Source organism: Microbacterium sp. YJN-G, assembly GCF_015040615.1.
GTDB lineage: Bacteria > Actinomycetota > Actinomycetes > Actinomycetales > Microbacteriaceae > Microbacterium.
In genome coordinates, this window is the sequence record NZ_CP060402.1 from 1,542,236 (window position 1) to 1,562,252 (window position 20,017).

Annotated in this window: 21 protein-coding genes and 1 tRNA gene; 12 read left to right on the forward strand and 10 right to left on the reverse strand. The window is 68.3% G+C overall.

What is annotated here, in order from left to right; all coding sequences use genetic code 11:
• Window positions 1-294: 294 nt before the first annotated feature.
• Window positions 295-723, reverse strand: coding sequence for a hypothetical protein (locus tag H7694_RS07250; RefSeq protein ID WP_193598840.1), 429 nt, complete (start codon window positions 721-723; stop codon window positions 295-297).
• A 169-nt stretch (window positions 724-892) separates the two neighbouring features.
• Here H7694_RS07250 and H7694_RS07255 point away from each other — a divergent pair, with 169 nt between their 5' ends.
• Window positions 893-1,057, forward strand: a complete 165-nt coding sequence (locus H7694_RS07255; RefSeq protein WP_193598841.1) for a hypothetical protein — start codon at window positions 893-895, stop codon at window positions 1,055-1,057.
• Window positions 1,058-1,116: 59 nt separating this feature from the next.
• Here the strand turns inward: H7694_RS07255 and H7694_RS07260 are convergent, their stop codons facing one another.
• From H7694_RS07260 to H7694_RS07275, 4 genes are all read right to left on the reverse strand, one after another.
• Entirely contained in the window at window positions 1,117-2,154 is a 1,038-nt protein-coding gene (locus tag H7694_RS07260; protein WP_193598842.1) for a diacylglycerol/lipid kinase family protein, read from the reverse strand.
• On the reverse strand, window positions 2,151-3,251 hold the full coding sequence (locus tag H7694_RS07265; RefSeq protein ID WP_193598843.1) for a fatty acid desaturase family protein: 1,101 nt from the start codon (window positions 3,249-3,251) through the stop codon (window positions 2,151-2,153). Before H7694_RS07265 ends, H7694_RS07260 begins: the two co-directional genes overlap by 4 nt.
• Window positions 3,252-3,284: 33 nt before the next feature.
• A complete protein-coding gene (locus tag H7694_RS07270) occupies window positions 3,285-3,737 on the reverse strand; it encodes a hypothetical protein (RefSeq protein ID WP_227468335.1) in 453 nt (150 codons plus the stop codon).
• Window positions 3,738-4,189: 452 nt separating this feature from the next.
• A tRNA-Leu gene (locus H7694_RS07275) sits at window positions 4,190-4,274 on the reverse strand.
• 128 nt (window positions 4,275-4,402) lie between these two features.
• On the opposite strand from H7694_RS07275, the gene H7694_RS07280 reads away from it, so the two are divergent.
• Both H7694_RS07280 and H7694_RS07285 read left to right on the forward strand, forming a co-directional pair.
• Complete coding sequence (locus tag H7694_RS07280; RefSeq protein ID WP_193598845.1) at window positions 4,403-5,698, forward strand: M20/M25/M40 family metallo-hydrolase; 1,296 nt, start codon at window positions 4,403-4,405, stop codon at window positions 5,696-5,698.
• Window positions 5,699-5,747: 49 nt separating this feature from the next.
• Window positions 5,748-6,578, forward strand: coding sequence for an undecaprenyl-diphosphate phosphatase (locus H7694_RS07285; protein WP_193598846.1), 831 nt, complete (start codon window positions 5,748-5,750; stop codon window positions 6,576-6,578).
• A gap of 37 nt (window positions 6,579-6,615) precedes the next feature.
• Here H7694_RS07285 and H7694_RS07290 read toward each other — a convergent pair whose 3' ends face one another.
• Window positions 6,616-7,458 (reverse strand): PAC2 family protein, encoded by an 843-nt coding sequence (locus H7694_RS07290; protein ID WP_193598847.1) that lies wholly within the window; start codon window positions 7,456-7,458, stop codon window positions 6,616-6,618.
• An 81-nt stretch (window positions 7,459-7,539) separates the two neighbouring features.
• Here H7694_RS07290 and H7694_RS07295 point away from each other — a divergent pair, with 81 nt between their 5' ends.
• From H7694_RS07295 to lnt, 9 genes are all read left to right on the forward strand, one after another.
• Window positions 7,540-8,226, forward strand: a complete 687-nt coding sequence (locus H7694_RS07295; protein WP_227468379.1) for an HAD family hydrolase — start codon at window positions 7,540-7,542, stop codon at window positions 8,224-8,226.
• Window positions 8,223-9,233, forward strand: a complete 1,011-nt coding sequence (locus H7694_RS07300) for a tRNA (adenine-N1)-methyltransferase (RefSeq protein WP_193598848.1) — start codon at window positions 8,223-8,225, stop codon at window positions 9,231-9,233. Before H7694_RS07295 ends, H7694_RS07300 begins: the two co-directional genes overlap by 4 nt.
• Window positions 9,234-9,243: 10 nt before the next feature.
• Complete coding sequence (locus H7694_RS07305) at window positions 9,244-10,149, forward strand: hypothetical protein (RefSeq protein ID WP_193598849.1); 906 nt, start codon at window positions 9,244-9,246, stop codon at window positions 10,147-10,149.
• Complete coding sequence (locus tag H7694_RS07310) at window positions 10,146-11,141, forward strand: helix-turn-helix transcriptional regulator (RefSeq protein WP_193598850.1); 996 nt, start codon at window positions 10,146-10,148, stop codon at window positions 11,139-11,141. Before H7694_RS07305 ends, H7694_RS07310 begins: the two co-directional genes overlap by 4 nt.
• The gene (locus H7694_RS07315) at window positions 11,138-12,130 is read left to right on the forward strand and encodes a helix-turn-helix transcriptional regulator (RefSeq protein ID WP_193598851.1); all 993 of its coding nucleotides are present in this window, start codon (window positions 11,138-11,140) and stop codon (window positions 12,128-12,130) included. Before H7694_RS07310 ends, H7694_RS07315 begins: the two co-directional genes overlap by 4 nt.
• 28 nt (window positions 12,131-12,158) lie before the next feature.
• Window positions 12,159-12,398, forward strand: coding sequence for a Sec-independent protein translocase subunit TatA (gene tatA, locus H7694_RS07320; RefSeq protein WP_193598852.1), 240 nt, complete (start codon window positions 12,159-12,161; stop codon window positions 12,396-12,398).
• A gap of 62 nt (window positions 12,399-12,460) precedes the next feature.
• The gene (gene tatC / locus H7694_RS07325; RefSeq protein WP_193598853.1) at window positions 12,461-13,222 is read left to right on the forward strand and encodes a twin-arginine translocase subunit TatC; all 762 of its coding nucleotides are present in this window, start codon (window positions 12,461-12,463) and stop codon (window positions 13,220-13,222) included.
• Window positions 13,219-15,693, forward strand: coding sequence for a DEAD/DEAH box helicase (locus H7694_RS07330; RefSeq protein ID WP_193598854.1), 2,475 nt, complete (start codon window positions 13,219-13,221; stop codon window positions 15,691-15,693). The genes tatC and H7694_RS07330 overlap by 4 nt, the downstream gene beginning before the upstream one ends.
• A gap of 89 nt (window positions 15,694-15,782) precedes the next feature.
• Window positions 15,783-17,222, forward strand: coding sequence for an apolipoprotein N-acyltransferase (lnt, locus tag H7694_RS07335; protein WP_193599119.1), 1,440 nt, complete (start codon window positions 15,783-15,785; stop codon window positions 17,220-17,222).
• A 1-nt stretch (window position 17,223) separates the two neighbouring features.
• Here the strand turns inward: lnt and H7694_RS07340 are convergent, their stop codons facing one another.
• From H7694_RS07340 to H7694_RS07355, 4 genes are all read right to left on the reverse strand, one after another.
• On the reverse strand, window positions 17,224-17,607 hold the full coding sequence (locus tag H7694_RS07340; RefSeq protein ID WP_193598855.1) for an RNA polymerase-binding protein RbpA: 384 nt from the start codon (window positions 17,605-17,607) through the stop codon (window positions 17,224-17,226).
• Between the two features lie 130 nt (window positions 17,608-17,737).
• Window positions 17,738-18,502, reverse strand: coding sequence for a glycerophosphodiester phosphodiesterase family protein (locus H7694_RS07345; protein ID WP_193598856.1), 765 nt, complete (start codon window positions 18,500-18,502; stop codon window positions 17,738-17,740).
• Window positions 18,499-19,422: an SPFH domain-containing protein gene (locus H7694_RS07350; RefSeq protein WP_193598857.1), complete on the reverse strand. Its 924-nt coding sequence runs from the start codon at window positions 19,420-19,422 to the stop codon at window positions 18,499-18,501. Before H7694_RS07350 ends, H7694_RS07345 begins: the two co-directional genes overlap by 4 nt.
• Window positions 19,422-19,904 (reverse strand): NfeD family protein, encoded by a 483-nt coding sequence (locus tag H7694_RS07355; RefSeq protein WP_193598858.1) that lies wholly within the window; start codon window positions 19,902-19,904, stop codon window positions 19,422-19,424. The genes H7694_RS07350 and H7694_RS07355 overlap by 1 nt, the downstream gene beginning before the upstream one ends.
• Between the last annotated feature and the right edge of the window lie 113 nt (window positions 19,905-20,017).

The window sequence follows — 20,017 nt, forward strand, 5'->3', positions numbered from 1 at the left end:
GGGATCCTGTCGTCGCCGATACGGGACGCCGTTGATCTCCGGGCGTCCAAATGACGCAGCCGCGCTGGTAACCCGCTTGACTCCGAGCCTCTCATAACACGGAAGACGTCATGCCATGCATGAGCCGCATGATTCCGGTCACCTTCTAGTCTCCGAGAGCGTCTCGGCCTGTAGCCGAATGGCGCGAAAACAGTTAGCCTCTCGCAATGTCCCGAGGTGGCGTCGGCGTCAGCATGAAGAGTCGCCCGGCCAGCCCCGGCTACGAGAGACTGCCGCGGGAATATCATTTCGGAGTCACGGATGATCGGAGCGCTCGAGAGTGTTCGCGAGCGTCTGGATGAACTTGCCGACCGCGTCCGGAGTGGGCAGGTCGATTCGGAGTCGGATGCTTCCCGGTTTCGGTCCGGTGCCGTTGACGATTGCCGCTCCGCCGAGTTGGTCGAGAAGCGGGCCCATGGCGTCTGCTGCATCGGCGGGCAGATGGCCGACGCCGCGTCCGTTGGAGGTGACGGCGACCCCGGCTGGGGATCTTCGCGTGCGGGGCTGGGTGCGGAGGACATATATGCGAGGCGCTTGGCTGTCGCGTTCGCGATCGTTCACGAGGTAGTGGGTCCGTTCCAGGGCGACAGGCCGTGTCGGCAGGTGCCGGAGATCGGGGAGTTCGTGGTGGCGGCTGATGCGACCGGTCGTGATGTGTAGAAGTTGTTCCCACCATGCGGGCATGAGCGCCCCTTCTCCTCGGATCGGTATGCCATCACCGAGGCGGAGCACTCTTCTACTATGTCAGCCCGTGCTGTGAATCCTCCGGTCAGCCGCAGGCCCGAACAGATCGCGCAGAGGCAATGTCGTTGATCACCGGTATTCTCGGGCGATTGAGCGTAGCGTGAGGAGCATGTGGACAGTTCTTCTCATCTTGCTTGTGGCCTGGGCGGTGCTGTCGATCGTGGGATTCGTGTTCGAGGGCCTGCTCTGGTTGGCCATCATCGGAATCGTGCTCTTCATCGGCACCCTGATCTTCGGGATACTCCGGCAGCGCGCCAAGCGAGCCAAGGCGTAGTCACCCCGCGCGGGACGCACGGGGCGCGGTCCACCTCCCTAGCCGTGGCGCCGAGGTTTCTAAAGGCGTGACGGCCGCTGCCGGGCGGCGGTGCCCTTCTCCACCGAGTTCGTTTCGGCCGCCACGCGCACATGCAGGGCGCCTGGGCGGACACTGACACGAACACGGGCGATGTGACCGAAGCTGTCGCCGTCGAGTTCGATGAGGTGAGGGGCGTCGAACCGGGCTTCGAACCGGATTCCTTGAACGTAGGCGAGCGCGTGGAGGTCGGGTTTCTGCTGGAGGATCTTGCGGCTGAGCGGGGAACGGCGGGCGAGGCCTTGCAGGGTGAGGCGGGTTCCGATCCGCGCCCACCCGAAGCGTCCTGTCGGGCGCATCATCACGACGTCCAGCAGCCCGTCGTCGATGATCGCAGCGGGGATCAGGAGCATGTTCCCGGTGAGGGTTCCGCAGTTGCCGACGATCACCGTGTGCGCCCGCGTCGACCTCACCCGCCCTCCGTCGATTCGGTAGTCGAGATGGAAGAGCTTGTTCACGATGACCGATCGGGCGATCGGTGTGACGTACGCGAACCAGCCGAGGTGCTTTTTCGCGATGGTGCTTGTGCTCTCCGCCATCTCCGCATCCAGTCCGATGCCGGCCATGACCATGAACGTGTGCGAACGCCGGGCGCCGCTCTCGTCCTCGAGCTCAGCCACCCCGACATCCACGGACCGGTCCTCACCTGCGAAGGCAACGGAGACGCAGGCGGCGATGTCGTTGAGCGGCGCACCGATATCACGTGCGAGGAGATTGCCGGTGCCCAGGGGAACCAGCGCGACCGGGATGCCCGTCCCTTGCATCACCTCCGCGACGGCTCGGACCGTGCCGTCGCCGCCCGCGACCATCACCACCGCCGGAGCAGCAGCGAGAGCGTGCTCCGCGGCGGCCCGGCCCGCGTCGTCGCTGCGGGTCTCGTACCAGCGCGTCTGCGCCCACCCGTGCTGGGCCTCATACTCCGCGACCACGGGGCGAAGCCGCTCCAGCGGGGTCTTCACAGGGTTGTAGACGACGGCGGCGTGCCGTCGCCCGGCTGCCGTGTGGTCGTGCGTGCTCACTGCGGGGCTGCGGTGAAGTAGCGGCGCTGCTCGACCAGGGGGCAGGTGAACACGTCGCGCTCCCCGAGCCCGACACGGTTGATGTACCGCACGATGATCGCATAGGACGCCAGCAGCCCGGTCTGCACATAGGGCACATCATGGCTCCGGCAGTAGGCGGCGATGATGGGCGCTGCCTTGCGCAGGTGAGGGCGCGGCATGGACGGAAAGAGGTGATGCTCGATCTGATAATTCAACCCGCCCATCGCGGTGTCGAGCAGACGTCCGCCGCGGACGTTTCGGCTCATCATCGCCTGGCGGCGCAGGAAGTCGAAGCTCGCATCGCTCGGCACGATCGGCATCCCCTTGTGGTTCGGGGCGAACGAGACGCCCATGTAGAACCCGAAGAGCCCGAGCTGCACCGCGAGGAACACGAACGCGATGCCCGGCGACAGCACGAGGAAGACGAGCACCGGGAAACCGACCAGCCGGACCAAGAGGAACCCGATCTCGACCCATCGCCTGCTCAACGAACCGCGCGTGACCACCCGACGCACCCCGGACGCATGCAGCGAGACGCCCTCCAGGAGCAGGATCGGGAAGAAGGAGATCCCCTGATGCGAGCGCAACCACGACAGAACCCGCCCTCTCGGCGCGGCACGCTCCGGAGCCACGACGACCACCGGCAGCTCGATGTCTGGATCAGACCCCAGCTTGTTCGGATTCGCGTGGTGACGGGTGTGCTTGTGCTGCCACCATCCATAGCTCATCCCCACCAGCAGGTCGCCGAGCACGAGACTTGTCCAGTCATTCCACTTGCCCGAAACGAAGATCTGCCGGTGCGCCGAATCATGCCCGAGAAAGGCGATCTGCGTGAACACCACCGCCAGGAACACCGCCGTGAACAACTGCCACCACGTGTCACCGATCCACACGAACACCAACAGCCCGCCGGCGAGCACGAGCGGCAGACCGATCAGCTTCGACCAGTAATACCCATACCGGCGACGCAGCAACCCCCGATCCCGGATCGTCTTCGCCAGGGCCGTGAACTCACTCCCAGCCCTGCCGCTCCGCCGATCCACCGAGCGCGGTGTGGTCGAACGAAACCCACCCATGATGCGCCCCACATCCCACGGCCACGGACGCCATCAACGCCCGTGACCACCCTCGTCAGTCCAGTCGTCGATACGGGCACGATCGTCGGTCGCCGCGACACGCCGATCCGGCTCAGGCACTCGTGTCTCGGAGGTGCGGAACGTCACCGACTCCGCGAGAGCCGCGACAGAGGCCGCTCTGTCATGCTCACCTGCAGCCGCCTCGCGGAACCGGACCGCCGCCGCATCCTGCTTCGCACGGACACCCTCGCTGATCTCCGCCAGGCGGTCAGCGAGCACGCCGCCGAGACCGTCGCGCAACTCCTCAAGATTCGTGTTCGCGATCTCCAAGCGACGATCCGAGATCGTCACCTCGACAGTCGAGTACCCTGCCTTCGCGAGACGTTCGCGCGTCTCGCTCCCCAGGATCTCCGTGATCTCGTCCCGTTCGGGGCGGCGCGTGAACACCGCCTCCACCGTGTAACGATCCGGGGCCTCATCAGTCATCAGCGCCGCAGGCAACGAACCCACCAGCACCGATCCCAGGCCCAGCGTTGCGGTATCTGCACCGCTCGTTCGTGTCTGCGTATCCATAACCCGACGTTACGCCCCCAACATGTACGCCTCACAGGTTCAACCAAACCCGCGCGCGCCGCAGAAAACTCCAGGAAACAACCGACCCCAGCACAGCGGTCGCACTCGCACCGGGGCTCGACACCGTCACATGTCTACGCATGGCACCGTGACCTGCACCACGCGCAGGGGACGAGCCGATGAACCGCCCCTTCAACGCGCGAAGGACAAATCTCCACCTCAGCCCGAGGAAGCCCTGAATGTCACCGTCGTTGGCGTCTTACGATCCTTCCGGATCCGCGCTTAGCACTTTTTCTAGCACTTCCAACACGAATGGCCCCCGACCCGAGAGATAGAATCCCAGGTCAGGGGCCATTTCATTCGTGTGCGCGAGGGGGGACTTGAACCCCCACGCCCTATTCGGGCACTAGCACCTCAAGCTAGCGCGTCTACCTATTCCGCCACCCGCGCAGGTGATGAATGTCGTTGCCGACCGAAGAATGACTCTAGCACGGTCGGAACGGTGTCACGAACCGGGGCGACACCCGGGCGTGGCTCGTGGAGAGAGAGCCCGCACGGGCCTTCGATAGCCTGGGAGCATGTCCGAGTCGTCACTGCCCGAGGTCGTCGCGATCGCGCGGGATCTGATCCGCATCGACACCACGAACTTCGGAGGTGGACGAGCCAACGGCGAACGTGAGGCCGCCGAGTACGTCGGAGCCTTCCTGGAGTCCATCGGACTCGTGCCCGAGTACTACGAGCCCATCCCGCGCCGCACCAACGTGATGGCGCGCGTACCTGGTCGCAACCCCGATCGTTCGGCGCTGGTCGTGCACGGTCATCTCGACGTCGTCCCCGCCATGGCGGAGGACTGGAGCGTCGACCCGTTCGAGGGCCTCATCCGCGACGGGATGCTGTGGGGCCGCGGCGCGGTCGACATGAAGAACATGGATGCGATGATCCTCGCCTCCGTCGCCGAGATGCTACGGGCGGGGGAGCAGCCCGACCGCGACCTGATCCTCGCCTTCTTCGCCGACGAGGAGAACGGCGGCGTCGAGGGCTCCGCGCTGGTCGTGCGCGACCGCCCGGAGTGGTTCTCCGGAGCGACCGAGGCGATCAGCGAGGTCGGCGGGTACTCGATCACGGTCGACGACCGGCGCGCCTATCTGCTGCAGGTGGGGGAGAAGGCCCTGCTGTGGCTGCGACTGGTCGCCAAGGGCCGCGCCGGGCACGGCAGCCGCTTCCACGAGCAGAACGCCGTCACCCGTCTCGCTGAGGCGGTCGCGGCGATCGGGCGCACGCGCTGGCCGATCCGGCTCACCCCGACCACGAAGGCGCTGCTGGAAGGCCTCAGCGACCTCACCGGACGCCCGGTCGACGACCCCGACGCCCTGGCTGCGGCCGCGGGCCCCGCCGAGGCGTTCCTGCGCTCCACATTCCGGACGACGGCGAACCCGACCGTGCTCGAGGCCGGCTACAAGCACAACGTGATCCCCGAGACCGCCACCGCCCTCATCGATGTGCGCGTCATCCCCGGCACCGAGGACGACGTGCTCGCCGAGCTGCAGCGCATCGTGGGCGACGACATCGAGATCCAGACCGTCGTGCGCGACATCGGCATGGAGACGCCGTTCGAAGGCGATCTCGTCGACGCCATGGTCGCCGCCCTCGGCCGCCACGACCCCGGCGTGCCGGTGATCCCGTACCTGCTCGGAGCGGGCACCGACAACAAGTCGCTGGCCTCGATCGGCATCACCGGCTACGGGTTCGCGCCCCTGCGGCTGCCCGCCGATCTCGACTTCACAGGCATGTTCCACGGAGTCGACGAGCGCGTCCCCGTAGAATCGCTTGTCTTCGGTCAGCGGGTGCTGACCGACCTGCTGCGCTCGTGCTGACCGGCATCCGGTCCCGCGACGACGGCGCACGATCCTCAGAAAGCACCGCATGAATCTGCTCGAAGCCCTCTTCCTCGGCGTGCTCCAGGGACTCACCGAGTTCCTCCCGATCTCCTCTAGCGCGCACCTGCGCATCGCCGGCGCGCTGCTGCCGTCCGGCGAGGACCCGGGCGCGGCATTCACCGCGATCACCCAGATCGGCACCGAGGCCGCGGTCGTGGTGTTCTTCTGGCGCGACATCGTCCGGATCATCGGCCAGTGGTTCCGTTCGCTGAGCGGCAAGGTGCCGCGCTCCGACCCGGATGCTCGGATGGGATGGCTGATCATCCTCGGCAGCATCCCGATCGTCGTGCTGGGCCTGCTGTTCCAGGACGACATCGAGACCGTGCTGCGATCGCTCTGGGTCGTCGCGATCATGCTGATCGTCTTCGGCGTGCTGCTCGGCATCGCCGACTACGTGGGTGCGAAGAAGCGGCGCCTGAACGATCTGACCTACCCGCACGGCGTCGCCTACGGGTTCGCCCAGGCGCTTGCCCTCGTCCCCGGCGTATCGCGCTCGGGCGGAACCATCACGATGGGTCTGTTCCTGGGGTACGAGCGTGCGGCCGCGGCGCGGTACGCGTTCCTGCTCGCGATCCCCGCGGTCTTCGGCAGCGGCTTCTACCAGCTGTTCAAGCACGGCGGCGACGCGCAGCAGTACTTCACGCTCGGTGAGACCTTCGCCGCGACGGGCATCGCCTTCGTCGTCGCCCTCGGGGTGATCGCGTTCTTCATGAACTGGATCTCCCGCCGCAGCTTCCTGCCGTTCGTGATCTACCGCGTCCTGCTGGGCGTGGTGATCATCGTGCTGCTCACCACCGGGGTCATCCCGGCGCTCTGACGGCCGATCGCGCCCGCGGTGCGGGGCCGGCAGCCGATCAGCGCTTGTCGGGTCCGTCGCCGCGGCGGCGCAGGTAGCGCTCGAAGGCCTGGGCGATGGCATCCCCCGACGCATCAGGGGAGTCCCAGGTGTCCCGAGTGCGCTCGAGCTGGCGGATGTACTCCGTCATGTCCTCGTCATCCGCCGCAGCCGCATCGATCGACGCCTCCCAGGCGGCCGCCTCGGTGCGCAGATGCTCACGGGCGGGACCCACACCGGTGAGTTCCTCGAGGCGGTCGAGCAGCGCGAGCGTCGCCTTCGGGGAGGGCGCGGCGGATGCCACATAGTGCGGCACGCTCGCCCAGAGGCTCGCCGCCGGGATCTCGGCCCGCTCGGCGAAGTGCTCGAAGACGCTGAGGATGCCGACCGGGCCCTCGTAGGTCGACTTCTCGAGACCGTGCGCCTCTCGCACCCGCTCGTTCTGGCTGGCGGCGAAGACCGAGATCGGCCGCGTGTGCGGCACATCCGAGAGCATCGCCCCGAGGGTGATGAAACCGGTCACATCGTCACGCAGCGCCACGTCGATGAACTCCGTGGCGAACGCCTGCCAGGCGCGTGCAGGCTCGGAGCCCGTGAGCAGCCACAGTTCCGGGCCCGTCACCGGCGCCGCAGGCCGCCACAGCGTCGCCTCCGGCCACTGCAGCTCCCGCCGGCCTGTGAGGTCCATCCGGGTGGAGGGGCGTGTGTATTGGTAGTCGAAGTACAGCTCGGGGTCCACGGAATGCACCCGCTCGTAGTCGACGGCGCCGCGCAGCGCCGCGATGGCACCGCTGGCGGCTTCGCCGGCGTCGTTCCAGCCATCGAAGGCCGCGACGATGATGCGTGAGCCGAGAACGTCCACCGGACCCCTTCCTGTCCACCCCGAGGGGATCCCTCCAGGCTAGTCGTCCTCGGAGGAGACGGGGTGGCGGTCCCGGCTAGCATGGGTTCAGTGAGCAGCAAGCCCAGCGCGGTCCTGTGGGACATGGATGGAACACTCGTCGACACCGAGCCCTACTGGATGGACGCCGAGACGGCGCTCGTCCAGTCGTACGGCGGCACCTGGAGCCATGAGGACGCCCTTCAGCTCGTCGGCAGCGGCCTGATCGACAGCGCGCTGATCCTGCAGCGCTACGGCGTCGACATGGCGCCCGAGGCCATCGTCGACCACCTGACCGACGAGGTGGCCGCGCGGCTGCGTGCGGACGGGGTGCCGTTCCGGCCGGGCGCGCGTGAGCTGCTGGCCGACCTGCGTGAGCAGGGCATCCCCACGGCGCTGGTGACGATGTCCATGAAGCGGATGGCCCTCGACGTCGTCTCCCTCATCGACTTCACCGCGTTCGACCTGGTGCTCGGCGGCGACGAGGTCGCCCGCCCCAAGCCGTTCCCCGAGCCGTATCTGCACGCCGCCGAGCTGCTGGGCGTCGACATCCTCGACGCGGTCGTCATCGAGGACTCGCTGACCGGCGTCCGCGCCGGACGGGCATCCGGTGCCGTCACGCTCGGCGTGCCGCACATCATCTCCCTGGACGGTTCGGACGCGCACGAGCTGTGGCCGACCCTGGACGGCAGGCTCACCGACGACATCCGGGATCTGCACAGCCGCTTCGCGAAGGAGAGCACACGATGAACGCGAAACGACCCAGCGGTCCGTTCCGTGAGGGCGACCGGGTGCAGCTGACCGGCCCGAAGGGCCGCCTGCACACGATCACGCTCCGCGCCGACGGCGAGCTGCACACCCATCACGGCGTGCTCAGGCACAGCGACCTGATCGGCCAGCCCGACGGTTCGGTGGCCACCAACAGCTCCGGGCACGACTACCTCGCCCTGCGTCCCCTGCTGCGGGACTTCGCGATGTCGATGCCGCGCGGCGCGGCGATCGTGTACCCGAAGGACTCGGCTCAGATCGTCATGCAGGCCGACATCTTCCCGGGTGCGGTCGTCGTCGAGGCGGGCGTGGGCTCCGGGGCGCTGTCGCTCGCTTTGCTGCGCGCCATCGGCGCCGAGGGCCGGCTGACCTCGTTCGAGCGCCGTGACGACTTCGCCGAGGTGGCCAGGGCGAACGTCGAGACCTTCTTCGGCGAGTCGCCGGCGACCTGGGAGGTCGTGGTGGGAGACCTCGCCGAGGAGCTTCCCGCGCAGTTCCCGCAGGGCACCGTCGACCGGGTCGTGCTCGACATGCTGGCACCGTGGGAGTGCATCGACGTCGTCGCAGACGCTCTCACGCCCGGCGGCGTGGTGATCTGCTACATCGCCACCGCCACCCAGCTCTCCCGCGTCGCGGAATACATCCGCGGCACCGGGCTGTTCACCGAGCCGGACGCCTCCGAGACGATGGTGCGCGGCTGGCACGTCGAAGGGCTCGCCGTGCGCCCCGACCACCGGATGGTCGCCCACACCGGGTTCCTTCTCACCGCCCGCCGGCTCGCACCCGGCGCGATCCCGCCCGAGGTGCGGCGGCGCGCGTCGAAGTCGAGCTACGGCGACGAGGACGTCGAGCTGTGGACCCCCGGTGCGGTCGGAGACCGCGAGATCACCGACAAGAACCTGCGCAAGCGGGTGCGCGAGGCGCAGAAGGCGGCGGGCGGCGCGCGGGCCGCAGCGGCTTCGCGCGAGGGTGACACGGCTTCGGAATAGACTGGGGCGCGTGCGTAAGACGACCGCAGCCTTCTCGGCTCTCGCCCTGTCCGCCCTCGTTCTGACCGGATGCTCCACCGCATCCGGAACTGCGGAGGCGTGTGAGCGCGCCGACTCCGCCACGCTCGAAGACTCCCTGAAGGTCTCGGGTGAGATCGGCACGCCCGACGTGAGCGTCACCTCTCCGGTGGCCACGGGCAAGGCCGTGTACGACGACCTCGTCGTCGGCGACGGTCCCGTCGTGTCGGATGCCGACCAGAGCCTCATCATGACCCGGGTCGTGCTCAACGGTGCGACCGGCCAGCAGATCGATTCCGCGGTGGGTGTGTGGAGCCCCGAAACCGCCGCCGAGCAGGTACCGGGCAGCCAGGACGCGCTCGAGTGCGCCACCGAGGGCAGCCGCGTCGCCGTGGCGGTCCCGGCGACGGATCTCCCGGAGGGACTGGCCTCGCAGGTCGGTCTCGGCGAGAGGCAGAGCCTCGTCGTGGTCTACGACATCCAGTACGCGGCACTGGCGAAGGCCCAGGGTCGCGACGTCTTCAACGGCGCGAGCGGCCTGCCGAGTGTGGTGCGCGCATCCGACGGCCGGCCCGGCGTCATCATCCCGGACGGCGGCGTGCCCGCCGAGACCGTCGATCAGACCCTCATCGCGGGTGAGGGCCCGAAGGTGGGCGACGGGCGCGCGATGATCCACTACACGGCCGTGAAGTGGAGCGACCGCACGGTGACCAGCACGTCGTGGGACGGACCCGTGGTGTTCCAGGCCGACCCGCTGCCCGAGCCCGTGATGGCCGCGGTCGCCGATGCGACGGTCGGATCGCAGCTTATGGTCGTCGTTCCCGACGACTCCGGCGACGCGACCGCCTACGTCGTCGACGTGCTGGGGATCGTCCCTGCGGAGCTGATCAACGGATGACCCCATCGCAGATCCCCGCTGAGGAGCGCCTGACGAATCTCGTCGTGGCGCTCATGTCCACGGAGATCGGCCTGACCAAGCAGCAGATCCTGGAGAACGTCTCCGGGTACCGTCAGCGCATCGAGGCCGGTGTCAAGGCGGATGCGCTCGAGAAGATGTTCGAGCGTGACAAGGACGAGCTGCGGGCGCTGGGGATGCCCATCGAGACCATCGGCGACCCGACCGACCCGCAGGATCTGCGCGAGGCGCGGTACCGCATCCCGCAGGCCGACTACGACCTGCCCTCCGACATCGAGTTCACGGATGCCGAACTGGCGGTGCTGCGCCTGGCCGGCAGCGTCTGGAGCAGCGAGTCGGTGTCGTCCGACGCGCAGTCCGGGGTGCGCAAGATCCGCGCACTGGGCATCGACGGCGATGAGCCGATCATCGGCTTCGCGCCGCGCATCACCGTGCGCGACGCGGCGTTCCCGTCGCTGCAGGAGGGCATCGACCGCGGCCGTGTCGTCGTCTTCGACTATCTGAAGCCGGGGGAGAAGGAATGCACCCGGCGTCGGGTGCGTCCGCTGGCCCTGGTCGAGTACGAGGCGCGGTGGCACCTGTTCGGCATCGATGTGGATGCCGATGCTGAGCGCACCTTCCTGCTCAGCCGCATCGTCAGCGACGTGAAGGTCACCGGGCAGACGTTCGACGCCGCGCTGCGCGACGGCGCCACCGATCGTGCTCTGGCTGGTCTCGCCGCCGTCGCGCAGGCGCAGACCGCCCTGCTGGAGGTGACGCCCGGCACCGAGGCCGCGCTGCGCCTCGGGCGGCGCGCCACCCCGGCGACGCAGGGCATGCGCGTGCCGTATGTCGACCGGCACATCTTCGCCGACGAGCTCGCCACGTACGGACCTGAGGTGCGCGTCGTCGAGCCCGCGGATCTGCGCGACAGCGTGATCGAACGGCTGCAGGCGATCATCGCCGCGCACTCCGACGCCGGAGGTGCCCGATGACCGCGGCATCCGCTCCGCTCCTGGCCGCCGACCGCGTGCGGCTCTACCTCACCCTCGTGCCGTACCTGCTCGAGCGCGGCCAGGTCACTCTCGACGAAGCGGCTGCCGAGTTCGGGGTGACGCCGCGCCAGATGCGGACGATGGTCGAGAAGCTCACCGTCATCGGCCTGCCCGGTGACTCGGGGTACTGGCAGCTGCCGCAGGAGATGTTCGACATCGACTGGGACCTGCTCGACGAGCACGACATCATCGAGATCACCAACGACGTCGCCCTGCGACGGGTGCCGCGCTTCACCGCCCGCGAGGCGGCGGCGCTGCTCGCGGGGCTGCAGATGGTGCAGGCGGTGCCCGCCGTCGCCGACTCGGGACTGGTCGCCGGCCTGATCGCGAAGCTCTCGCGCGGCTCCGCCGACGCCCCGCCCGACCTCGTGGTCGCCCCGCTCGCCGTCACCGAGGTGCAGGACGTCGTCTCCCGCGCCCTGCACGACCGGGTCGCGGTGGCGTTCCGCTATCAGGCACCGGATGCCGAGCCCACGACACGCACCGTCGACCCCACGCAGATCCTCATCACCAACGGACAGTGGTACCTGCAGGGCTGGTGCCACCTGCGAAAGGCGATGCGCACCTTCCACCTCGACCGGGTCAGTGAGGCGCACCTCACCGACATCCCGATCACCCACGCGGATGCCGCGGTGCCCGCCGAGTTCGGCCAGGATGCCGCCGACGGCCACGTGACGGTCCGGCTGCCCGAACGGCTCATCCCGCTGCTGGGCGCCTTCCCGCACGAGGAGATCTCGCGCGAGGACGGCGAGGTCACGCTGCGGATCGGCATGGCCGACCCTCGCGGGATCAAGCGGATCGCGGGCCGTTTCGGAGGCGCGCTCGAGGTGCTCGACCCGCCGCTGGCGCGCTCCACGACGCGCAGCTGGGCGGCTGCAGGACTCGACCTCTACGACTTCCCCCGGTCCGGTTCGGCCCGGGTAGACTGAACCGAATCCCTCGACTTAGGAGTTCCGAATGTTCGCTGGTCTCAACGGATGGCACCTGGTTATCCTCCTCCTCGTCATCCTGCTGCTGTTCGGCGCGGCGAAGCTGCCTGCGCTGGCGAAGAGCATGGGACAGTCCGCCCGCGTCTTCAAGGGCGAGATGAAGGCCATGCGTGAAGAGGACCAGGCCGACGCTTCGAAGAACACCACTGTGTCCAACGAGGCGGACGGCTCACCCGACACCACCTCCGGTCCCGATCGCACAGTCTGAGTTCCGTGGTGGCGGTAGATTCCAGCGCCGCGAAAGGACGAGAATCTCGGACTGAGCGGCGGATGTCGCTCGGTGAGCACCTCCGGGAGTTTCGCAAGAGGCTGATGATCTCGGCAGCAGGGCTGCTCGCCGGGATGATCGTCGCGTTCATCGTCACCGACCCGATCATCGCGTTCATCACCGAGCCGATCAATCATGTCGCTGAGAACAGCGAGCAGTTGGTGGCGCTCACATTCGACTCGGTGACCTCGCCGTTCGACCTGCGCATGCGCATGGCGTTCTCGATCGGTGTGTTCCTGTCGGCGCCCGTCTGGATGTGGCAGATCTGGGCGTTCATCATGCCGGGGCTCACGCGCAAGGAGATCAAGTACACGCTCGGTTTCCTCGGGGCGGCGCTGCCGCTGTTCTTCGCAGGGTGCTACGTCGGCACGCTGATCGTGCCGCACATCATCGAGCTCATGGCGACGTTCACCCCCGAAGGGGCGACGAATCTCTACACCGCGAAGTATTACTACGACTTCGTATTCAAGATGATGATGGTCATCGGTGTCGCATTCGTCCTCCCGGTGCTGCTGGTCGCATTGAACTTCGCCGGGATCCTCTCCGGACAGGCGATCCTCAGGGGCTGGCGCGTCGCCGTGCTGATAGCGACGACGTTCGCGGCCCTGGCCACTCCGGCGGCTGACGTGGTCAGCATGCTGCTGCTGGCGGGCATGCTGGTCGTCCTCTACTTCGCCGCCGCAGGCCTGTCTCTGCTGCTCGACCGCCGCAAGCGCAAGAAGCAGGTCGCCGCCGGCCTCGATCCCGACCACCCGGTGGCATGAGCACCCCCGCTGAGCGCTACGCCGCAGCGCGCACGGCGGCGCAGCATCCTCAGACCCAGGCGTTCGCGGCACGGCAGAAGTTCGACCTGGATCCGTTCCAGATCGAGGCCTGCCAGTCGCTCGAGGACGGGCGCAGCGTCCTGGTGGCCGCACCGACCGGCGCGGGCAAGACCATCGTCGGCGAGTTCGCCATCCATCTCGCGATGCAGAGCGGCTCGGACAAGGCCTTCTACACGACGCCGATGAAGGCGCTGTCGAACCAGAAGTTCCGAGAACTGGTCGACGTGTACGGCCCGGACCAGGTCGGGCTGCTCACCGGCGACACCAACATCAACGGCAACGCACGCATCGTGGTGATGACCACCGAGGTGCTGCGCAACATGCTCTATGCCGACTCCGATGCTCTGCGGGGCCTGCGCTACGTTGTCATGGACGAGGTGCACTACCTCGCCGACCGCTTCCGCGGCCCGGTGTGGGAAGAGGTCATCCTGCATCTGCCACAGAACGTGCGTCTGATCTCGCTGAGCGCCACCGTGTCGAACGCCGAGGAGTTCGGCGACTGGCTCGACACCGTCCGCGGCGACACCGACGTCATCGTCTCGGAGACCCGCCCTGTGCCGCTGGAGCAGCACGTGCTGGTGCGCGACGACCTGCTGCCGCTGTTCGATGACCGCGCCGGCATCGCCACCGCCCAGGTCAACCAGGAGCTGTTCCGCATCCGCTCCTTCACCGGCTCCCGCTACGACGACAACCGTCGCGCGCAGGAGTACCGCAGTGAGCGGCACGCAGGCAGGCAGGCGCAGCGGCCCCCGCGCGGTGGCCGCCGACCGGTCCGGGCGGCGAACGCCCGCCGGGTCGAGCGGATGGACCGCCCCGACGTCGTGCAGCTGCTCGAACGCTCGAACCTGCTCCCGGCGATCTTCTTCATCTTCAGCCGGGTCGGCTGCGACGCCGCGGTGCAGCAGGTGCGCCGCTCCGGCATCCGCCTCACCTCCCCGCAGGAACGTGACGAGATCCGCGAGATCGTCACCGAGCGCACCCGATCCCTGCAGGACGAGGACCTCGACGTGCTCGGGTTCTGGGAGTGGCGCGACAACCTCGAACGCGGTGTGGCCTCGCACCACGCGGGGCTGTTGCCCGCGTTCAAGGAGGTCGTCGAGGAGCTCTTCCAGCGCAAGCTCGTCAAAGTCGTCTTCGCCACAGAGACCCTCGCCCTCGGCATCAACATGCCGGCCCGCACCGTCGTGCTCGAGAAGATGGAGAAGTTCAACGGCGAGGCACGCGTCGCGATCACCTCGGGCGAGTACACCCAGCTCACCGGGCGCGCCGGCCGGCGCGGCATCGACGTGGAGGGCCACGCCGTGGTGCAGTGGACGGAGGGGATGGATCCGCAGGCGGTAGCCGCACTGGCATCCCGTCGCACCTACCCGCTCAACTCCAGCTTCCGGCCGACCTACAACATGGCGGTGAACCTGCTCGACAGGTTCGGCCGCTCGCAGGCTCGCGAGATCCTCGAATCGTCCTTCGCCCAGTTCCAGGCCGACCGCGCCGTCGTCGGACTCGCCAAGAAGGTCAAGGATGCCGAGGAGTCGCTGGCCGGCTACCTCAAGTCGATGCAGTGCGAACACGGCGACTTCATGGACTACGCGGCGATCCGCCGCGAGCTCAGCGATCTGGAGAAGAAGAACCGGCGGGATGCCGGCGGCCCGCGCGCCGTGCGCGAGAAGCGGCTGCGCAAGATCCAGTCGCTGCGCAACCGCATGCAGCGGCACGGCTGCCACAACTGCCCCGACCGTGAGGCGCACGCGCGCTGGGCGGAGCGGTACTTCCGCCTCAAGCGCGACACCGATCGCCTTCGCAAGCAGATCGAGAACCGCACGGGCACGGTCGCGCGCATCTTCGACCGCGTCATCGACGTGCTGCAGGTCGTGGGCTACATCGAGGGGGAGGGCGACGATCTCGCCCTGACCGAAGCGGGCCGCACCATGCGCCGCATCTACGGTGAGCGCGACCTGCTCGTGGCGGAGTCGCTACGGCAGCACCTGTGGCGCAACCTCGACGCACCCTCGCTCGCAGCCATGGCCAGCTGCCTGGTGTACGAGCCCCGCCGTGACGAGCAGAACGCGGGGGAGCGGGGTCTGCCGCGCGGGGCGTTCCGGATCGCCTACGACGCCACCATCCGCCTGTGGGCCGAGTTGGACGAGATCGAGCACGAGTACTCCCTGCCGCGCACCGAGCCGCTCGCGCCCGGTCTGGCGGCGGCGATGCACTCCTGGGCTCGCGGGGCAGCACTGGATCGCGTGCTGATCGACGCCGACATGGCCGCCGGCGACTTCGTCCGCTGGGCCAAGCAGACGATCGACCTGCTCGATCAGCTCTCCATCGTCTCGGAGGACGACGAACTCGCCCGCACCGCTCGACGCGCACTGGACGGTGTGCGCCGGGGGATCGTCGCATACGCGGGCGTGTGACTGTGGCAGGTGAGATCACACCGGCTCCGGCGCGCCCGCTGGTGCCGCTGTGGATCGCGATCGGTCTGGCCGGCACGGCCGCGCTGTTCATGTACCTCGCCTTCCCCGCAGCGGCGGTGTGGATCCTCGCGCCCGTGGCGGTCGCCCTGCTGCTGGTCGCACTCGACGGACGCCGGCTCGGGTCGGCACTGCTGGTCGGCTCGGTCTACGGCCTGATCTTCTTCGCGCTGCTGGTGGCATGGACCGCCCGCTACCTCGGTCCGATCCCGTGGGCGGCGCTGACCGTGGTCGAGGGTGTGCTGACGGCCGTCGCATTTCTGCCCGTCGCGCTGGCGTACCGCTGGGTGCCCCGCGCGTGGCCGCGGGGCCGGCTGCTGGTGCTGCCCGTCGTCGTGGCGGCGCTGTGGACCGTTCACGAGCTGTTCCTCGGCAACTGGCCCTACGGCGGGTTCCCGTGGGCACGACTCGGCATGACCCAGGCGGAAGGACCGTTCGCACCGGTCGCATCGTGGGTCGGCGTGAGCGGCCTGAGCTTCTTCATGGTGCTCGCGGTCGCCCTGCTCATCGAGATCGTGAGGCTGCGGGCGTGGACCCGTCCGGTCACGCTGGCACCGTTCGCGGCTGTCATGCTCGCACTGCTCTTCGTCCCGCTGTTCCCGACGGCATCCGCCGGCACCATGCGCATCGCCGCGGTGCAGGGCAACGGGCCCACCGGATATTTCGACGAGCGCACCCCGTACGGTGTGATCAAGGCGCAGACGACGGCATCCGAGGCGATCGAGGGACAGGACGTCGACCTGATCGTCTGGCCCGAGGGCGGCGTCGACTACGACCCCTTCCAGGATCAGGCGACGGTGCGCCGGCTCACCCGCGTCGCGGCATCGCTGGACGCGCCGCTGCTCGCCAACACCGCGACTGAGCGCGGCGAGGACATCTTCAACACGTCGTTCCTCTGGACCGAGGACGGCTGGTCAGGGCAGCTGCACGACAAGCGGCATCCGGTGCCGTTCGGTGAGTACGTGCCCGACCGCGCGTTCTTCAACGCGCTGGTACCGGACCTGATCGGCCTGCTGCAGCGCGAGTACACGCCCGGGACGAATCCGCCGGTCGTCGACGTCGACGGCATCGGCGTCGGTCTGGCCATCTGCTTCGACGTGATCTACGACGAGGTGATCCGCGAAGGTGTGCAGGGCGGCGCGCAGGTGCTGGTCTTCCAGACGAACAACGCCGACTTCCGCGGCACCGACGAGAATCTGCAGCAGCTCGCGTTCGCGCGGATGCGGGCGATCGAGACGGGCCGCAGTGTGGTGAACGTGTCGACCGTCGGCACGAGCCAGATCATGCGCCCCGACGGTTCGACGATCTCGTCCCTGGACGCCGATGAGGCCGGGGCGCTGATCGAGGATGTCGAACTGCGCTCCGGCCTCACGGCGGGGGTGGTGCTGGGCCCGTGGGTGCAACTCGCGCTGCTGTTCGGGGGCCCGGCGGTGCTGATCGCCGCCGGCGTGGTCGCGCGGCGGCGGCGCTGATTCAGGCGCCGATGCGCTCGCGGGTGGGGTCGTCGCCTGCCCCGCGGCGCGCGCGGACGTAGGCGAGGCGCTCGGCGAGAAGCTCCTCGAGCTCCTCACGGGTACGACGCTCGAGCAGCATGTCCCAGTGGGTGCGTGCTGCCTTCTCGTCGGTGTTCTCGAGCTGAACCGGTGCACCGTCGACCTGCAGGCGTGCTTCGGCGCCGCAGTTGCGGCACTCCCACGTCTGCGGGGCCTCGGCATCGGCTGCGAACATCAGGGTCGTCTCGTGGCCGCACACGTCGCACGTGTAGCTCGTTGCGCGGCGTTCCATGAACACGACGCCCTCTTCGCTCTGAAGGCTCTGGGCACCCAGTCGGATGCCGCGAAGACTGCGGTCTGCCATTGTGTGGTCCTCTCGTCGCTGTCAGGTATAACGGTCGCGCCTGTGCGCTTCATCCACAGCGGCGAGTTCCCGCAGGAACTCACAGGGGAATCCCAGGGCTCCGTCACCCGCAGCGAGGCGTGCCCGGCGGTCAGACCGTCTTCAGCGCCAGATCGGCGCGATCGGTGACGATGCCGTCCACACCGGCGTCGAGCAGGCGGCGCATGTCGTCGACGTCGTTGATCGTCCAGACGTGCACCTCGACGCCGTGCCGGTGGGCGGCACGGATCAGGGCCGGCGTGACGATCGGGATGCCGGAGTGGCGCTCGGGGATCTGCACAGCGTCGATGGCCCTGAGTGCACGTGCGGGGGAGAGGCGCAGGGCGGACAGCGTGCGCAACGAGAGGATCGTGGAGCGTCCGCCCGATGTGGCGGGCCGGAGCGCCGCCCCGGCGCGCATGACGGACTCGAGTGCGGCCAGGCGGTTGGCGTCGGAGAAGCTGGTGATCAGGACACGGTGGGTGTGTTCGGCGATCAGCGCGCCGATCGGCTCAGCCGCAGTCATGGTCTTGACGTCGATGTTGAACCGCACGTCGGGGAAGGCATCGAGTGCCGCGGCGACCGTGAGCAGGCCGCCGTGATCGGCGAAGATGCTCTCGAGCTCGGCCGTACGCACCTGTGAGATCGCGCGCGGATCTCCGGTGAGGCGCTCCAGGGTGTCGTCGTGGAAGAGCACGACGTCACCGTCTGCCGTCACCTGGCAGTCGGTCTCGATGAACTCCGCGCCCGCTGCCTGCGCTGCCGCGAAGGCCCCTGCGGTGTTCTCCCACAGGGCCGGTTCGCCGGCTGCGGGCACCAGTCCGCGGTGGGCGAGTACGCGCGCATGGCGCGCGCCCTCGAAGTACGGGTGCGTCACGCGTCTCGGTCGGCGGATGCCGAACCCGGGCGGGGCGTGAACGCCGTGCCGATGCCCTTGAGCGCCTCGGTCAGCTCGCTCGGGATGATCCACAGCTTGCTGGACTGGCTCTCGCTGATCTTCGGCAGCATCTGCAGGTACTGGTAGGCGAGCAGCTTGTCATCCGGCTGGCCCTGGTGGATGGCACTGAACACGTTCTGGATGGCCTCGGCCTCACCCTGCGCCCGCAGCACGGCAGCCTGCTTGTCGCCCTCGGCCTTCAGGATGGCCGCCTGCCGCTGCCCCTCGGCCTCGAGGATCTGCGACTGCTTCGACCCCTCTGCCGTCAGGATCGCCGCGCGACGGTCGCGCTCGGCGCGCATCTGCTTCTCCATGGAGTCCTGGATGGACACGGGCGGGTCGATCGCCTTCAGCTCGACGCGCGAGACGCGGATGCCCCACTTGCCGGTCGCCTCGTCGAGGACGACGCGCAGCTGTCCATTGATCTCGTCGCGGCTGGTCAGCGCCTCTTCCAGGTTCAGGCCGCCGACGACGTTGCGGAGGGTGGTCGTGGTGAGCTGCTCGACCGCGCCGAGGTAGTTCGCGATCTCGTAGGTCGCGGCCCTGGCATCCGTCACCTGGAAGTACACCACCGTGTCGATCGAGACGACGAGGTTGTCCTCGGTGATCACGGGCTGCGGCGGGAACGATACGACCTGCTCGCGCATGTCGATCAGCGGGCGGAGCCGGTCGATGAACGGCACCAGGATGTTCAGGCCGGGGGCGAGGGTCTTGTGATACCGGCCCAGGCGCTCGACGATGCCGGCCGTCGCCTGCGGGATGATGCGGATCGAGCGTGCGATCGTGACGAGCACGAAGATGATGACGGCGATCGCCAGGATCCAGGCGATCGCGGTGGGAATGAACGAGGTGTCGTCCATCAGTGCTCCTGTTCGGTGACGGGGCGGACGATGGCGGTGGCGCCGTTGATCGCTGCGACGGCGACGCGGCTGCCCTGGATGATCGGGCTGCCGTCGGCGCTGCGCGCGGTCCAGGTGTCGCCGTTGCTGAGCTTGACCTGACCCGAGATCTGGGTGATGTCCTGCAGCGCGGTTCCGCGCAGGTCGATCAGCGCTTCGACGTTCGACTTCGTGGGATCCTCGCCGCGTCGCAGGCGATGCAGCAGCGGTGGTCGCAGGAAGAAGATGAACACGGTGGCCGCCGCGCCGGCGATGATCACCTGCGCCCACACCGGGAGCCCGAGCAGGTCGGTGACGAGTCCGATGGCACTGCCGAACGAGAGCATCAGGAAGGTGAAGTCGAGGGTGAGCATCTCGATGACGAGGAACACGGCGATCAGCACCAGCCAGCCGATCCACGCCCACTGCTCGACGCCGGTGAGGATTGCCTCGAAACCGTCCATGCGCCCTCCCTGCGGTCAACCTACCACGCGGCTGCGACGGGGGATCGGCGGTGCATGCGTTGTAGGGTTGGGAGGTCGCGTTCCCCGCGATCTTCCGCGCATCACGAGGAGTC

What these genes read in the sequence shown, in the direction of transcription:
- H7694_RS07350 (WP_193598857.1), bottom strand. Translation starts at nt 19,422, where the DNA reads ATGGACGACACCTCGTTCATTCCCACCGCGATCGCCTGGATCCTGGCG.
- H7694_RS07315 (WP_193598851.1), top strand. Translation starts at nt 11,138, where the DNA reads ATGACCGCGGCATCCGCTCCGCTCCTGGCCGCCGACCGCGTGCGGCTC.
- H7694_RS07310 (WP_193598850.1), top strand. Translation starts at nt 10,146, where the DNA reads ATGACCCCATCGCAGATCCCCGCTGAGGAGCGCCTGACGAATCTCGTC.
- H7694_RS07250 (WP_193598840.1), bottom strand. Translation starts at nt 723, where the DNA reads ATGCCCGCATGGTGGGAACAACTTCTACACATCACGACCGGTCGCATC.
- H7694_RS07355 (WP_193598858.1), bottom strand. Translation starts at nt 19,904, where the DNA reads ATGGACGGTTTCGAGGCAATCCTCACCGGCGTCGAGCAGTGGGCGTGG.
- H7694_RS07285 (WP_193598846.1), top strand. Translation starts at nt 5,748, where the DNA reads ATGAATCTGCTCGAAGCCCTCTTCCTCGGCGTGCTCCAGGGACTCACC.
- H7694_RS07300 (WP_193598848.1), top strand. Translation starts at nt 8,223, where the DNA reads ATGAACGCGAAACGACCCAGCGGTCCGTTCCGTGAGGGCGACCGGGTG.
- H7694_RS07280 (WP_193598845.1), top strand. Translation starts at nt 4,403, where the DNA reads ATGTCCGAGTCGTCACTGCCCGAGGTCGTCGCGATCGCGCGGGATCTG.
- H7694_RS07340 (WP_193598855.1), bottom strand. Translation starts at nt 17,607, where the DNA reads ATGGCAGACCGCAGTCTTCGCGGCATCCGACTGGGTGCCCAGAGCCTT.
- tatC (WP_193598853.1), top strand. Translation starts at nt 12,461, where the DNA reads ATGTCGCTCGGTGAGCACCTCCGGGAGTTTCGCAAGAGGCTGATGATC.
- H7694_RS07295 (WP_227468379.1), top strand. Translation starts at nt 7,540, where the DNA reads ATGGGTTCAGTGAGCAGCAAGCCCAGCGCGGTCCTGTGGGACATGGAT.
- lnt (WP_193599119.1), top strand. Translation starts at nt 15,783, where the DNA reads ATGTACCTCGCCTTCCCCGCAGCGGCGGTGTGGATCCTCGCGCCCGTG.
- H7694_RS07265 (WP_193598843.1), bottom strand. Translation starts at nt 3,251, where the DNA reads ATGGGTGGGTTTCGTTCGACCACACCGCGCTCGGTGGATCGGCGGAGC.
- H7694_RS07330 (WP_193598854.1), top strand. Translation starts at nt 13,219, where the DNA reads ATGAGCACCCCCGCTGAGCGCTACGCCGCAGCGCGCACGGCGGCGCAG.
- H7694_RS07270 (WP_227468335.1), bottom strand. Translation starts at nt 3,737, where the DNA reads ATGACTGATGAGGCCCCGGATCGTTACACGGTGGAGGCGGTGTTCACG.
- H7694_RS07255 (WP_193598841.1), top strand. Translation starts at nt 893, where the DNA reads ATGTGGACAGTTCTTCTCATCTTGCTTGTGGCCTGGGCGGTGCTGTCG.
- tatA (WP_193598852.1), top strand. Translation starts at nt 12,159, where the DNA reads ATGTTCGCTGGTCTCAACGGATGGCACCTGGTTATCCTCCTCCTCGTC.